The sequence below is a fragment of the Streptomyces sp. NPDC059582 genome (assembly GCF_042735715.1).
Lineage (GTDB): Bacteria > Actinomycetota > Actinomycetes > Streptomycetales > Streptomycetaceae > Streptomyces.
This window is the reverse complement of record NZ_JBHWCC010000023.1, coordinates 27661-42285: the sequence shown is the minus strand read 5'-3', so window position 1 is coordinate 42285 and position 14625 is coordinate 27661. Positions and strand designations below refer to the sequence as shown.

Genomic DNA, 14625 nt, shown 5'->3' with positions numbered 1-14625 from the left:
GATGACGTACGACAGCCTGGTCAACCGCGGCGACTACTTCTCCGCGCACTACCTCGCCGAGATCCTCCCCAAGGACCTCAAGTCCGGCCTGCTCGCCGAGTGGAAGCAGCGCGAGGAGGACGCCGCCGGCACCGAGCGGCCCGAGGGCGCCCTGCCCGTCACCCCGCGCGCGGGCCTGCGGGCGCTGCGCCGCCCCTACTTCGCGGCGCGCTCCTACTTCACGATGGACGAGGAGCGGGCGGCGACCGGCGACGACGCCGTGACGTACGACGCCCCCGACTGGCGCGACCGCGTCCGCACGCTCAACGCGGAGGTGCTGCACGCCCTCGGCTTCGACGCGAAGCCGGGCACGCTCACCGTCGTCCGCGCCGACCAGTCCCACGAAGTGAAGGTCGCGCACGCGGAGAAGGACCTCGTCGCCCTGGACTGCGGCTGGTCCGCCGAGCCCGACGACGCCCTGGACCCCGACGGCGCCGGACGCCTCCTGGACGAACTGCGCCTGGACGGCCAGCACACGATCACCACCGGCTCCAAGCTCGCCTCCTTCCTGTTCGCCTGCGAGGACGCCCCCCGTTACGTCCTGCTGCTGGTCGGCGGCGTGGTCGTGCTCGCCGACCGGGCCGCGTGGGGCGAGGGCCGCTACCTGGCCGTCTCGCTGGACGCGGCGCTGGAGCGCAACGACATTAAGGCGGGCGGCGAACTCGACACGGTGGCCGCCCTGTTCGGCGCCGACTCGCTGCGCACCCCGGAGGAGGGCGGCGAGAACCCCCTCGCGTCCCTCCTCGACAAGTCGACCAAGCACGCGGTGGGCGTCTCCAGCGAGCTCCGCGACGGCCTGCGGCTGAGCGTCGAGCTGATCGCCAACGAGGTCCTGGACCGGCTGCGCGAGGCCGGCGTCCGCCCGGACGAGGTCAGGGAACTCCCCGAACTGGGCCGCCAGTTGACCCGCGAGTCGTTGCGCTACCTGTACCGCGTCCTGTTCCTGCTGTACGCGGAGGCCCGCCCCGAGCTGGGCATCCTGCCCTCGGACTACCCCGAGTACCAGCTGGGCTACGGCCTCGGCCGCCTCGGCGAGCTGATCGCCGAGCGCGACCTGGTCGACGAGAAGTCCCGCAAAGGCTTCTACCTGTACGAGTCGCTGGACCTGCTCTTCCGCAAGGTCCAGGAGGGCCACCGCCCGCGCCGCACCCACGGCGCGGACGCGGAGTCCGCCGAGGCCGTGACCGCGAAGACGTCGGAGGACATGGGTCTGCGCTTCGAGCCGCTGCACTCGAAGTTGTTCGAGTCGGACGCGATCCGGCTGATCGGCCGCGACACCGTCCCCGACCCGCGCGTCGACACGGAGGCCGGCGGCGAGGGCGAGCCGGGCGGGGAACGCTTCGTCGACACCCGCCTGCGCAACGAAACGCTGTACCGGGTGCTGCGCCTGCTGATGCTGACCCGCGGCAAGAGGCGCGAGCGCGGCGGCTTCATCTCCTACGCCCAGCTCGGCATCAACCAGCTCGGCGCCGTGTACGAGGGCCTGATGTCCTACTCGGGCTTCGTCGCGGGCGAGGAGCTGTACGAGGTCGCGAAGAACGGCGACCCGAAGGACGGCTCCTGGCTGGTCCCGGCGACGAAGGCCGACGAGTACCCGGACGAGGTGTTCGTCCGCCAGAAGGACGAGGACACCGGCGTGGAGGAGCGCGTGCGGTACGCGCCGGGCGCGTTCGTTTACCGCCTGTCGGGCCGCGACCGCCAGACCTCGGCCTCGTACTACACGCCCGAGTCGCTGACCCGCGTGACGGTCCAACTGGCTCTGCAGCACCGCCTGGACCAGGACGACACGGTCACCGAGGCCCGCGAACTCCTCGACTGGAAGATCTGCGAGCCGGCGCTCGGCTCGGGCGCGTTCCTCAACGAGGCGATCAACCAGGTCGCGGCGGAGTACTTGCGGCGCCGCCAGGACGAGCTGGGCGTCGCCGTCGACACGGAGAAGTACGCGGTCGAGCTCCAGAAGGCCAAGGCGTACATCGCTCTGCACAACTCCTACGGCGTGGACCTCAACAACACGGCGGTGGAGCTGGCGGAGGTGTCGCTGTGGCTGAACACCATGCACCCCGGCATGGAGGCCCCGTGGTTCGGCCTGCACCTGCGGCGCGGCAACTCGCTGATCGGCGGCCGTAGGGAGGTCTACTCCGCCGAGCGCCTGAAGAAGGGCGGCTGGCTGGGCACGACCCCGGAACGCTACCCGCTGTCGGAGGCCTTGGCGGGCGCCCCGCTGCCCGAAGGCGCCGTCCACCACTTCCTCCTCCCGGCGAAGGAGTGGGGCGCGGTCGCGGCCGAGAAGGAGGCCAAGGCGCTGGCGCCGGAGGAGGCGAAGGCGCTGACGGCCTGGCGCAAGGCCATCACCAAGTCGCCGAGTGCCACGCAGACCAAGCGTTTGCAGGGTCTGGCGCGGCGGGCGGAGTACCTGTGGGGACTGGTCGTACGCCGGCTGGAGATCTCCGAGCGGGAGATCTCGCGGCGGATCGACGTCTGGGGCGCGGAGGACGGCTGGCTGCGCTCGCCCGAGGTCGCGGTCCCGAGGGAGAAGGTCAAGGCCGACCTGGAGGCCGTCGACACCCCGTACTGGCGGCTGAAGACGCTGATGGACGCGTGGTGCGCACTGTGGTTCTGGCCGGTGCAGGAGGCCGCGCTGCTGGACGGTTCGCACGAGTCGTACGCGCGGGCGGCGGAGGTCGCTTCGCAGTCGGGGGGGTGGACCGTGTCGGCGGCCCCGGTCCCGGCCCAGTCGGGTGCGCCGGTGCGGGAGATGTACGAGAAGGAGGACCTCTTCGGCGGGGTTGAGGTCGTCGAGGTCAAGTCCAAAGGCGCGCGGGGCGGCAGCCGCAAGGAACAGATCCGGGGTGAGCGTCGTCCGGTGATCGCGCTCGCCTCGCTTGACGACTGGCTGGCCTTCGCCGAGTCGCTGCTGGGCACGCAGGACGTGGCTGCGGACTCGCTGGTGGCCCAGTTCAACACGCTGGATGAGCTCGAGCGGTACGAGGACGAGCTGCCCGAGTGGATGGGCATGGAGCGGTTCTACTCGCTGGAGTCACGGTATCCGTGGGCGGCGGTCGCGCGGGATGTGGCTGAGCGGCAGGGGTTCTTTCACTGGCAGTTGGAGTTCGGTCAAGTATTTGGTGCGAGGGGCGGGTTTGATCTACAGGTGGGAAATCCGCCTTGGGTTCGACCTCGGTGGCAGGAAGACGCGGTTCTGGCAGAGCTGGAACCGTGGTTCGCACTGGCAGAGAAGCCGAGTGCGGCGGAATGGCGCCTCCGAAAGAACGAGGTGCTAGATACGCGTGTGCGCGGCAAGGAATTCATTCTCAACGAGCTGGCCGCTCACGCAGGGTCTGTGGCTGCACTAATCAGCTCGGCTACGTATCCGCTCCTCGCCGGCACACAGGGCGATCTCTACCGAGCCTTCATGGCGCAGGTGTGGCAGCATACCGGCCTGCACGGCAGCGCGGGCATGATTCACCCGGACACCCACCTCGGCGGTGTACATGAAGGCGCCATTCGAGCATCCGCGTACCGACATCTCCGCGTACACGCACACTTTGTGAATTCAGCAAACTGGGCATTCGACGACCTCCACCGTTCCTGGGAATTTGGCATGCATATTTACAGCACGCCACAGGAGCCCAACTTTCTTCACGTCAGTGAACTGCGGGGTGCCGAGGTCTTGCCCGCCTCACTGGCCCATGATGGGCAAGGCGCTACGCCAGGCATCAAGCACAACGGCACCTGGGACGTCCGGCCGCACCGTGAGCGTGTGATCCACGTCAATCCTGCTTTGCTCGCCAGCTGGCAGGCAATGACAGGATCTACCGGCTCAGCCACGGAGGCACCTCTCCTATACCCGCTTCTGCGTGGCGAAGAGGCAGCCATCGAAGCACTCGCCGCCTACCACAGCACTCTTGCGAACTATGGACCAATGATCACGAGGGGGTATGAAGAAGCCAGCGCCAAAAAGGAGGGACTAATTCGATGGAGCAATCAGGCTGTACCCGATCTCGCAGACGTCATACTGCAAGGGCCTCACTTTGCGCCTGCACTGCCCTTCTCTAAAGAGCCGCGAATTCCCTGCCGAAACAACAGGGACTGGGACTCAGTTATCCCGACTGAGTTGCCAGAGACGTATGTTCCCGTGACCAACTATGTGCGAGCTGTTGAAGAATCAACCCACCTCGCGGCCCAAGATTCATGGCAGGGAAGACCTTCCACCTCATATTTCCGGCTGGCATGGCGGAAAATGATTCCGTTCGCCAACAGTCGCAGCCTGGTGGCTTCCCTCGTCCCGCCTGGCCCCGCCCATATCGACGGGGTGTACAGCATGGCTATGGCGAACGATCGACTGACTGCCCTAGCTGCAGGTTTCTGGGCCACACTCCCGCTCGATTACATGCTACGCATCGTGGGCAAGGCCAATCTTCACCCAGCAGACGCCATGAGGATGCCAGCCCCTGAGCCCAAGCATCCTCTCGCCTCTGCCCTCCTCCTCCGCACCCTCCGCCTAAATGCCCTTACTTCCCACTACGCACCGCTCTGGGCGGAGCTATTCGACCCCCTCTGGGCGGGATACGAGGACTGGGCAGACCCCCGCTGGCCCCACCTGAAGCCCCTGGCCGCTGGCCTCAAGCCAACCTGGGAGTTCTCAACCCCCCTCCGCACCGAGCACGAGCGCCGCGCCGCGCTCGTCGAGCTCGACGCCCTCGTCGCCGTATGGCTCGGCATCACCGCCGACCAGCTCGTTGCAATCTTCAAGTCCCGTTTCCCGCAGTTGCACGACTATGAGTCGGCGAGCTACTTCGACGCCAACGGCCGTAAGATCGCGGGCGACTTCAACACCTTCGGCCACGGCCAGACCAAACAGGACTATATCGACCTTTTGACCCATCTGGAGAGCCCAGAGACCACCCCACCTCCCGCTGGCTACACCACCCCCTTCTACAAGGCGGACCGCGAGGCCGAGATGCGTGCCGCTCATGCGCACTTCCAAGCTCGCTTGGACAAGGAGATCGCCACTGACCGCTGGACTCCGCCTGGGAGCCGCGAGGCCTGAGTTCCGCTCCTCATAGATGACGGTCGGCACTTCGACAAGAGAAGCGCCGACCGTCACAAGCCGCTGTACACATCACGCGACCGGCCATCAAACGGTTGGTTCACAGCGACAACAAGCTCACATCGCCTCAAGCAGCGCCGACCACGCCGCCGAGCCGACCCTCAGCACAGGCCCACGTTCCAACGCTTGCTTCGAGTCGCGCACGTGGACGGCAACAGCATCGATGGCGACTTCGACGCACTCCCCGCCTTCCTCACTGCTGTAGCTGCTCTTGAACCAGCGCAGGGGGGTACCCGGCCCCGGCATTGCCTTGTCGGTGCTCACAGCTCTCCCAACAACTTCTCGACGTACGCGATTGATTCGCGAGGCGTCAGCGCCTGGGCACGCAGCGTCCCGTATTTGGCCTCCAGGGCCCGGACCGGCTCCCGATCACTGTGCACCCGGCTGACGTTCTGTACCTCCACGTACGCGATCCTGCGCCCTTCGTCCGTCTCGATCAAGGTGAACGGACCGGCCATCCCGGCGTTCTCCTCACGATCCAGCGGCATGACCTGCACTTCGACGTGCCGCATGTGACTAACGAGCAACACCTGCTCCAACTGTCTGCGCAGTACGTCCCATCCACCAACAGGACGGCGCAGCACGGACTCGTCGATGACGAAGCTCATCAGCGGAGACGGCTTACGGTGAAAGATCTCCTGCCGTGCCAGCCTTGCGGCAACCCGCTCATCGACAACCACGTCGTCCAGTGGAGGCCGCAACACCCCGAACACCGCTCGCGCGTACTCCTCCGTCTGCAACAACCCCGGCACGGCTTGGTTGGCATAAACATGCAGCTCAACCGCCTCCGCCTCCAACTTCGCCGCATCCCGGAAGAACGCCGGGTACCGCGCCCGCCCCACCTCCTCCTTCATCACCGCCAGCAGCCCGCCGGCCTCCAGCACCGCGTCCGCCCGGTCGATGAAGTCCGGCTTCGGGATGCGCCGCCCCAGTTCCACCGAGGCGACCATGTCCTCGCCGTAGCCGAGCTTCGCGCCCAGCTCCGCCCGTGTCAGCCCCCGGCTCGTCCGCAGCAGCCGTACCTGCTGACCGAAGCACCGGATGATGCCCGTCTCGCTCTCACCGTGTGCCGTCATGGTGACCTCATCTCGCCCACCCGCACAGCGGCACCCGCCCCTCGACCCGCGGCAGGCACCGCACCCGTCCGTCACTCACAGCTCACTGTAAAGACACGCATCGTGGCTTTCGCGTCACTTGGCCCTGCTTCCCCCGTACCGCGTACGAGCGCCCGCCCTCCCCACGTACAACACCCGCCTGTACACACGCACCCGCGCGGTTCACCACCGCTCGAAGATCCATCTTGCTGCCGACGGCCGCTGTCGTCCCCTCGCGTTCGTCCTCCGGTCCGCCCGATGGCGCAGGAAAGCCGCGTGGTGACAACTGGCATCGGTACACCCGTTGTCAGACGCCGCTGGCAGCATCACCGCCATGAACGCCATCCGCACCACCCCACCGCGGCCTTTCGACGTCACCGCTCTCTTCCCTCAACTGGCCCCGCTGGCGCGCACGGCGACCCGGCTGCACCCGCGCCCCGGGGCTCCGTCCGTGCACGACAGCTCGGTCGGCGGGCCGCTGCTGTGGCCCGCCGACGAGCCGTGGCCGTACTGCGACGAGCCGCACGACAGGCACGCGTCGCTGTGGATCCTCTCCCCGGACGACGTCCGGCTCCTGCGCCGCGACCGTGCCTCAGCGGCCGAGCGGCTGCGGCACGACCCTCAGGCACCCGCGCGGACCCCCGAGGAACTGGCGACCTGGCAGCGGCTCAGGGCGGGCCGCCCGTGGTTCGACGGCCCGATCCCCCTTCTCCCCGTCGCTCAGCTCTACGCGCGCGACGTCCCCTTCCCGTGCCCGCCCGACGCGGACCTCCTCCAGGTCCTGTGGTGCCCCTTCGACCACGAGATGGCCCACCCCAAGACCGCGCTCTTCTGGCGCTCCTCCGCCACCGTCACCGACGTCCTCGACGCACCGCCCGAGCCGCCGATCGTCCAGCACGGCTGCTACCTCCCGGAGCCGTGCCTGTTCTCACCGGAGCAGGTCACCGAGTACCCCCACCCCAGCGAGCTGGACAAGGAACTGCGCGATCAGCTGGACGACGAGAGCCGCTGGGAGGCGATCGACCCCGCGCGGTACAGCGCCTACGCGGACGACCCGGGCGAGCTCTACCTGTGCAACCTCTCCACCGCCCCCGGCTGGAAGACCGGCGGCTGGACCCGCTGGAGCCCCACCGACCCCAAGCCCCGCCCCTGCCCCGAATGCGGCACCGAGCAGGTCCCGCTCCTCACCATCGCCTCCTGGGAATGGGACGGCGGCGGCGAGACCTGGATCCCCGAGGAGGAACGGACAGCCGGGGCCCCGCCTCCCCTGAGCGCCCAGGACGGCAACTTCACCGAGATCGACATCACCGGCGGCAACAACCTGCAACTCCACGCCTGTCCGGTGTCTCCGGACCATCCCCACATCGAACTGCTCCAGTGAGCCCTCGCGGAAGTCCTCCGTGCCGCCATGTGCACCGCGACCGCCTCGCCAGTCAGCAGACTCGTCCAACTACCAGAGAATCCAAACGACGGCCCCAGCGGCGGACGAGGCGGTGACGGCGAGCGGCACGCTGCTGCTCGCGGTGTCGAACCGACTCGGGGTTGCTTGGAAGGAGACGTGATTCGCCGCGGTGACGGCGATCATGACGGAGATCGAAGTACCGGCACTAGCAGCGCGGTAAAGCACTAGGGTTGCAGCTCAACGGGACGTCCGTCGGCCCATGTGCCGCTCACCGAGTCACCGTGCCGGGACGTCAGCGGGGTCGTCCGAACCTCGCGACCCGGCTCTTCGCCGAACCGCCTGGGGGGAACTCGCCATGACCGAAGCTCCGATGGACGCTGCCGGCACCGACGGGGACGACGACGCCGACCGGAAGGTCGTCGAGCAGGAGCGGGCCGAGCTGAAGCAGTTCATCAAGGGGCTCAGCGCGGACGACATCAAGTCGGGCAACTGGTTCACCAAGCTCTGCGCCCAGGCGATGAATTCCTACACCGAGAAGGTCGACTGGCAGTACTTCCAGGAGCGGTACGAGGGCGTACCCGCCGATGGCATCGTCGACCAGCGGATCAAGATGGCGTCCCGGTACGCCGCGCTCGAAGGCGGCCTCTCCGCCGGGGCCTACACGGCGGCGGTCGCCGCCACCATCGGAAGCCTCGGAGGTGCCTCGCCCGCGACCGTCCCGGCCGCCGTCACGACCATGATGGTCGACGTCGCGTACACCACCCGGCTCCAACTCCGCCTGGCCTACGACATCTCGGTCCTCTACCGGGTCCCGCTCGACCTCGACGACCCCGATGACATGTGGAAGCTCATCCGGGTGGCCTTCACGATCAAGAGCGGGGAGGTCGCCCGGCAAGGCGTGATCAAATCGGTCCCGGTCATGATGCGGCCCGTGATCAAGCGTTTCTACTCCAAGGCGGTACTGAGCGCCGCGAAGGGGCTTCCCGTCGTCGGGAAGTACCTCCTGCAACGCAACGTCATCAAGATCGGTATCCCCGTCGTCGGCGTTCCCCTCGCCGTGGTGCTGAACCGCTACACGACGCTGCTAGCCGGGCGGCACGCGCAGGCCGTCTTCCGGAACGAGGCGCGGGTGATCGAACTCGCCGAGGGCATGAGCAGGCGGAGTCGGCACCCGCGGTTGATGCTGTGGGTCGCGTGGTTCGTCATCAGGGCGGACCAGAAGATAGCCGACGACGAGGCGCTGTTGATGCGGCACCTGGTGAGGCTGGTACGGGAACGGCATCAGGTGGTCGACAGAGAACTCTCCGACGTCGTCGACATCGACCCCGCCGAGGTGTGGGAGCGCGTAGACGCCGAGCCGGGGGATCTGAGCGACATCCTCGACGCGGCCGAGCGGGCGGCCACAGTGGACGGTGACGTCAGCGCACGCGAGAAGGCCGTCCTCTCCGAGCTTCGTGATCGCTGCCACCGAGTCGGACAACAGCATTCGCCACCTTCCGCGGATGCGGAGGTCTGACGCACGGGTTGGGGGACCTTGCGGCAGTCTCACGGCTCCGGAGAGTCGCGCATGGGTGGGCGCGGCGGCGAAGCACCGAGCGGACACGGTGTCAGGCCGCCGCCCACGGCTTTCCGGAGAGTGGCCAGAGCCTCATGTACAACACACCGCCGTACAGGCGTCGCCCCTGGTGAGAAGCGCGAGCCGACCGCCACGCTGACCACATGCACAGCCCTTTCTCCCAGCGGCACTTACCCCTCAACCCCAAGATCCCCACCGAGTTCGCCATGGCCTTCACCTCCACCCCGCGAGGCGCCCGCCTCGCCCGGCTGTTCGTCGCGCACTGCCTGGACTCCTGGGGGCACCCCTACGACGGCGGCGTCAACGAGACGCTGACCCTGATCACCGCCGAGCTGTGCGCCAACGCCGTACGGCACGGGCGGGTGCCCGGCCGCGACTTCCACGTCCGGCTGGCCGCCGAGGCGGACGGCGGGCGGCTGCGCCTGGAAGTCTCCGACACCCGTGCGGAACGCCGGCCCGCCGTCACCGACCCCACGGTCCCCGAGCCCGAGTCCGAGTCCGGTCGCGGCCTCCTCCTCGTATCCGCCCTGGCCGACGACTGGGGCGTCACAGACCGCCTGCCCGGCCCTGGCAAGACGGTGTGGGCGGTCGTCGACGTCGGTTGAGTCCGAGGACGAGAGGAACCGGACACAGCCGCACGTGAGCAGTTCGCCAAGCCCCTACGGCGATCAGGGAGACGTTCGGGACGCCCTCTGTCACACGGCGAAGCGCCGTCCTTCACTGCGTGGTCGACGGAAGCCAGTCGGCGAAGACCTCCGGAAGGCGGTGCAGGTCCTGGGCCGTCACCGTGACGAGACGCAGGCCGGCGAGGCGGGCCAGTTCGCGCTTGCGTGCGACCTTGGCCGCGTACGCCTGGCGTTCCATCAAGCCCAGCGCCTCGACGAACGTGCCGTCGGCGAGGCGCCAGTCGGCGCGCAGCCCTGTGGTGTTGAGTTCCGGATGGCGCGGGTAGTGCGGCTCCGGTTCGTGCACCACGCCCCAGTGGTGCAGGAAGTCGTCCACGTGCCGTTCGAAGAGTGAGCGGCACAGGTGGCCGTCCGTGGCCACGGTGACGGTGCCCATCGACGAGCGGACCCCGTCCTTGAGCAGGTCCGCGAGCTGGAGCCACTCCGTCCAGGTGCGGGCCGGGCGCGCCGGACGAGTGCTCAGCAGCGTGGAACTGGGCCGAGGGACGAGGAAGCGGCAGAGCAAAGCCTCGTCCACGAGGGCCGCGTCGGTGAACGGGACCGAGATCCGGTCCAGTTGGGCCAGGGACGGCGGCCCGGAGAACTCGATCTCGGCGAGCCTCCGGACGGCGTACAGGATCGCCTCGGTCCACTCGCCGTCCGCGCCGTTGTCCCGCAGCACTCCCCCGTGCGCGAGTCCGCAGCAGCCATGGCAGTAGTAAAGGCCCGGGCGGGCCGACTGGGCCGAGCGTCCGCACAGTCGGCACGGCCCTCGGTGTTCCAGGTCGACGGGCGCTCCGAAGAGCGACTCCAGTGCACGCCGGTAGTAGGGGTTGTCGGCCGCGTCGTCGACGAGCGGGGGCAGGAAGCCATCCGGCGATGGCGCCGGCTCCGCCGGCTTCACGTTGAGCCATCGGCGGTGCCGCTCGGGAATCAGACGCCGTACGGCCTCCGTCACCCGGCTGAATCTGCTGAAGGGGCTGATCTCCGACGTGGCGAACGCGGCCCGGCGGTTGTGCCTCTCCACGTCCTCGCGCGGTGCACCCCGGGTGACGAGCAGCGGGCTGACGCCGTGTCGGCGGAGCAGAACCGTCATCGGCTTGGTGAACGGACCGGCGTACACGGTGAGGGTTCCCGAGTCCGGGTCGTACCAGCCGGCTTCGGGCAGCGCGGAAAGCGGCAACCCGTCCTTGGACAGCCGGATCGACCAGATGCCGTTCCCGGCGACGACCGTGGCGTCGGGGAACTCGCCCAGCGCCTCCAGCCGCTCGGGTGTGTCCACGTCCACGCCGTGCGTACGCAGGGCCTCCAGCGCCTCGGCGCGCGTGCGCTCGTCGACGAGGGTGAGCGGGCCGTCTGGGTGGTGGTACCGGCCGACCTCCACCCCGGCCTCGTCGAGGACGAGGATCCTGGTGTGCTGGTAGACGGACCGGGTCGTGGCGCGCAGCCCCCGGAACCCGTGCGGCCTCTCCCGGAACTCGTCCCAGGCCCGCAGCAGGGGCAGGGCCTCGGCGTCCCGGCGCTGACGCGCCCGGTCCCGGTCGGTCTCCCGGCCCCATGTCCCGTCGGTGGCCCTGTGGTGCAGGCCCGTCCTCATGAGGATGACCAGCCGTTCCGAGAGCGCGCGGCGCAGCCCCTGCTCGACGACGGACGGGGGCGTGGAGTCCGTGCCGGAAGGTTCCTCGGTGGCTCCGGTGGCCTTCGTCCGTCGACGGTCCTCCAGGTAGTCGTCCACGAGCGTGCGGACGGTCTCCCGGCCGGGCAGGAGGATCCGCACGGACCCGATGCCGTAGCCGAACTCCTTCTGCTCCGCCCATGAGAACGGCCGCTCGCGGTCGGGCTCCCACCCTTCGTCGACGTCCTGCCCGTCCTCCTCCTCGTAGAAGTAGCTGTCGTCCTCGAGTTCATGGAGTTCGATCCAGCCGTGGCAGCCCACGGGCGTCCCGGCCTCCTCGGTGAGCCTGTGGATGCTCTCGCTCGTGATGTGGAGACTGCTGCTGTACAGGTAGCCCATGTGCCGGTCGAGTACGGATCCGCCGTGGTGCGGCGGGGAGGCGACGGAGACGGCGCGGGAGTCGTAGTCGTTGTCCGGCCGCGGGACGAGGCCGACGCGTACGGGTATGACGATGTCGCACTTCGCCCGCGGTGGGGCGGGCACAACGCTGTCCTTCCGTAGATGGCGGAGGACGAAGGCGCGCAGGGCGGGTACCGAGTCGTCGAAGACGGCGAAGGCCGGGGCGAAATCCTGCGTCGGATCACCGGGAATCATGAGCATGCCCTCGTCAGGCGCGTGCTGGATCGTCTCTCGACTCGACATGTGTGGATTATGCCAATGACATATGAGCGACAGTGAGGAAGGGGGTGCCTGTGCCCCACTGCCCAGCCCACCGTGGGCGCCGGGCCTGGTCCCAGCGCCCGGCGTCGCAAGCAGCCCTCCTGGCCGACGACGCACCGGACTCCGCGAACCATATGCACGCTGTCGGTGACCCGTCCTAATCTGCGCCCCGTGCCGAATCACCTCGTCCCGGACCGCACCTTCGTCGCCGTTCGGGCCGCGCACGGACAGGACGGAGAACACGGAGAACACACCGGCGCGAGCAACGCATTCGGCCCACTCCCCCGCACCGCGATCACCGACCCGATAGGTTTCGTCCCATGCCTGGCCGTCTCCTCGAACTGCACGTCGAGCACTTCCGCAGCCTGCGTGACGTGACCGTGCCGCTCGGTCCGCTCACGGTGTTAGTGGGCCCGAACGGCGCGGGCAAGTCCAACGTGCTGGAGGTGTTCGACTTCCTCGCCGACATCATCCGCACCGACCTCCAGCCGGCGCTCGACACACGCGGCGGGTTCGACGAGGTGGCCTTCTGGGGCGGGACCAAACCTCCGACGTCCATGCGCATCCACCTCAAGGCGACCTGGACGACCAACTCCACCCTCAACGCGCCGGACGAGTACAGCCTCACCATCCGGCGCCGCTCCCTGCGCTCGAAGCGGACCGGTGAACCGGTCGCCTACGCCCTTTCCCGCGAGGAGAGCTTCGCGTTCAAACGCAGGCAGGGGCGCGGCCGGCGCATCACCATCTCGGGTGAGGAGGCACGCATCCTCGACGTGCGGGCGGGCGAGAGCAAGGACAGTGGCAGCTTCGGCATCCGCAGGCTGAGCAGCGGGCTGTCCACGCTTCCCCGGCTCGGTCCCTCCGACGGCGGCGACGAGGTGACGCGGGTGGCCGACCGGCTGTCGTCGTTCCGGGTCTTCGACGTCGACGTGGCGGCGGCCCGGCAGCCGACCCGTCTACGAGGAACGGACTTCGCGACCCTCGCGCCGCATGCCGAGAACCTGGCCGGGTTCCTGATCCATCTCAGCGGCGACGAGGCGACCTGGAACGACCTGGTCGCCGATGCCCGCACGGTCCTGCCGCATCTGGAGAACATCGAGTTCGAGGAGGTCGGCGGGTCGACCGACCAGCTGACCGTCGTGCTGCGCGAGCGCGGTCTACGCCGCCTGACTCCGCTCGCCTACGCCTCCTACGGGACGGTCCGCCTCCTGGGGCTGCTCGCCCTGCTGTACGACCCCAACCCCCCGGCGTTCACCTGCATCGAGGAGATCGACCACGGGCTGCATCCGCAGGCCCTGGAACTCGTCGTGCAGCGGCTGCGCGAGGCCGCCGAGCGGACGCAGTTCATCGTGGCCACCCACTCGCCCGCGCTCGTCAACCGGCTGCGCCCGGAGGAGTTCGTCGTGTGCGACCGCGACGAGGACGGGGCGTCGATCATCCCGGCCCTCACGGTCGACGAGGTGAAGGACATCGTCGAGGAGTCCGGTGAACAGCCGCTCGGCGAGCTGTGGTTCTCCGGGGTGCTGGGCGGCGACCTCACCGGGGGCGAGCTGTGACCCCGAAGGGGCGGCAGGGCGGCGGGCGGGCGTCCCGGGAGCAGGAACGGGGCGTCATCGTGCTGGCCGGTGAGGACCGGAACGACTGCGAGATCATGGCCTCGCTGATACGTGCGCACCGGCCCGACTTGAGCGCTGCGGCCAAGCTCGTCCGCATCAACGACCCGGTGCGGCTGCGCAGGAAGTCCGACGCGGACCTCGCCGCCGCGGTAAAGACACTGGCCGGCAAGGCGCGGGCCAAGGCGCTCCAGCAGCGCGCCGAGTTGCTCGGGTTCGTCGTCCACGAGGACCTGGACGGCTACGCCGACTCCCGGTACGACCGGATCCGCAAGACGCTGACAGACGAGTTCGCGCGCCAGTGCCAGGAGTTCCGGACGGCCCTCGCGCTCGCCGCCTGGGAGAGCGAGGGCTGGCTGCTGCTCTTCCCGGACGCATTCCCCCACGTCCGTCCGCGCTGGAAGGTCCCCGACCGTCTGCTCGACAAGGACACCGGCCGAGTCAAGGACGCCAAGGAGGAGCTCAAGCGGGGGCTCGGGCTGCCGATCTTCCGGGAGAGCGACGGCCCCGCGGTCGCCCGCGAGGCGCTGGAGCACCGGCTGATCCCCTCCCCGCGCGGCGGCAACCGCTCGTACGCGGACTTCGTCGGAGACCTCACGGGCTGGACCTGACCACCGGGCCACGCGTGCCAGAGGGCAGGGCACGGCAGGGCCTCGGCCGCCCGGATGCGGCCGTCAGCCGCGAACATATGCCGCGTAAACGCTTTTTGCGCTTTTCGTGAAGGTCCGGGATTCGACCAGGTGGGTACCGTTGTCCGAGGTGGGCGTTATTTTTGACGCTGATCGTCACGA

Annotated in this window: 9 protein-coding genes; 6 read left to right on the top strand and 3 right to left on the bottom strand. The window is 68.7% G+C overall.

Features of this window, described 5'->3' with window-relative positions; all coding sequences use genetic code 11:
* Window position 1: 1 nt before the first annotated feature.
* Window positions 2–5089, top strand: a complete 5088-nt coding sequence (locus ACFV0T_RS20645; protein WP_385780891.1) for a class I SAM-dependent DNA methyltransferase — start codon at window positions 2–4, stop codon at window positions 5087–5089.
* 117 nt (window positions 5090–5206) lie between these two features.
* On the opposite strand, the gene ACFV0T_RS20640 is transcribed toward ACFV0T_RS20645, so the two are convergent.
* Together ACFV0T_RS20640 and ACFV0T_RS20635 are read right to left on the bottom strand one after the other, a co-directional pair.
* Window positions 5207–5413, bottom strand: a complete 207-nt coding sequence (locus ACFV0T_RS20640) for a DUF397 domain-containing protein (protein ID WP_385780889.1) — start codon at window positions 5411–5413, stop codon at window positions 5207–5209.
* A complete protein-coding gene (locus tag ACFV0T_RS20635) occupies window positions 5410–6225 on the bottom strand; it encodes a Scr1 family TA system antitoxin-like transcriptional regulator (RefSeq protein WP_385780886.1) in 816 nt (271 codons plus the stop codon). Before ACFV0T_RS20635 ends, ACFV0T_RS20640 begins: the two co-directional genes overlap by 4 nt.
* 352 nt (window positions 6226–6577) lie before the next feature.
* On the opposite strand from ACFV0T_RS20635, the gene ACFV0T_RS20630 reads away from it, so the two are divergent.
* The 3 genes from ACFV0T_RS20630 (at window position 6578) to ACFV0T_RS20620 (ending at window position 9826) form a co-directional block, all read left to right on the top strand.
* The gene (locus ACFV0T_RS20630) at window positions 6578–7624 is read left to right on the top strand and encodes a hypothetical protein (RefSeq protein WP_385780883.1); all 1047 of its coding nucleotides are present in this window, start codon (window positions 6578–6580) and stop codon (window positions 7622–7624) included.
* 376 nt (window positions 7625–8000) lie between these two features.
* Window positions 8001–9161, top strand: a complete 1161-nt coding sequence (locus ACFV0T_RS20625) for a hypothetical protein (RefSeq protein WP_385780880.1) — start codon at window positions 8001–8003, stop codon at window positions 9159–9161.
* 203 nt (window positions 9162–9364) lie between these two features.
* Window positions 9365–9826 (top strand): ATP-binding protein, encoded by a 462-nt coding sequence (locus tag ACFV0T_RS20620; RefSeq protein ID WP_385780877.1) that lies wholly within the window; start codon window positions 9365–9367, stop codon window positions 9824–9826.
* Between the two features lie 112 nt (window positions 9827–9938).
* Here ACFV0T_RS20620 and ACFV0T_RS20615 read toward each other — a convergent pair whose 3' ends face one another.
* Window positions 9939–12203, bottom strand: coding sequence for a hypothetical protein (locus tag ACFV0T_RS20615; RefSeq protein ID WP_385780874.1), 2265 nt, complete (start codon window positions 12201–12203; stop codon window positions 9939–9941).
* A 338-nt stretch (window positions 12204–12541) separates the two neighbouring features.
* Here ACFV0T_RS20615 and ACFV0T_RS20610 point away from each other — a divergent pair, with 338 nt between their 5' ends.
* Entirely contained in the window at window positions 12542–13777 is a 1236-nt protein-coding gene (locus ACFV0T_RS20610) for an AAA family ATPase (RefSeq protein ID WP_385780871.1), read from the top strand.
* Complete coding sequence (locus ACFV0T_RS20605; protein ID WP_385780869.1) at window positions 13774–14445, top strand: hypothetical protein; 672 nt, start codon at window positions 13774–13776, stop codon at window positions 14443–14445. The genes ACFV0T_RS20610 and ACFV0T_RS20605 overlap by 4 nt, the downstream gene beginning before the upstream one ends.
* Window positions 14446–14625 lie beyond the last annotated feature (180 nt).

What these genes read in the sequence shown, in the direction of transcription:
- ACFV0T_RS20645 (WP_385780891.1), top strand. Translation starts at nt 2, where the DNA reads ATGACGTACGACAGCCTGGTCAACCGCGGCGACTACTTCTCCGCGCAC.
- ACFV0T_RS20635 (WP_385780886.1), bottom strand. Translation starts at nt 6,225, where the DNA reads ATGACGGCACACGGTGAGAGCGAGACGGGCATCATCCGGTGCTTCGGT.
- ACFV0T_RS20630 (WP_385780883.1), top strand. Translation starts at nt 6,578, where the DNA reads ATGAACGCCATCCGCACCACCCCACCGCGGCCTTTCGACGTCACCGCT.
- ACFV0T_RS20625 (WP_385780880.1), top strand. Translation starts at nt 8,001, where the DNA reads ATGACCGAAGCTCCGATGGACGCTGCCGGCACCGACGGGGACGACGAC.
- ACFV0T_RS20620 (WP_385780877.1), top strand. Translation starts at nt 9,365, where the DNA reads ATGCACAGCCCTTTCTCCCAGCGGCACTTACCCCTCAACCCCAAGATC.
- ACFV0T_RS20615 (WP_385780874.1), bottom strand. Translation starts at nt 12,203, where the DNA reads ATGTCGAGTCGAGAGACGATCCAGCACGCGCCTGACGAGGGCATGCTC.
- ACFV0T_RS20610 (WP_385780871.1), top strand. Translation starts at nt 12,542, where the DNA reads ATGCCTGGCCGTCTCCTCGAACTGCACGTCGAGCACTTCCGCAGCCTG.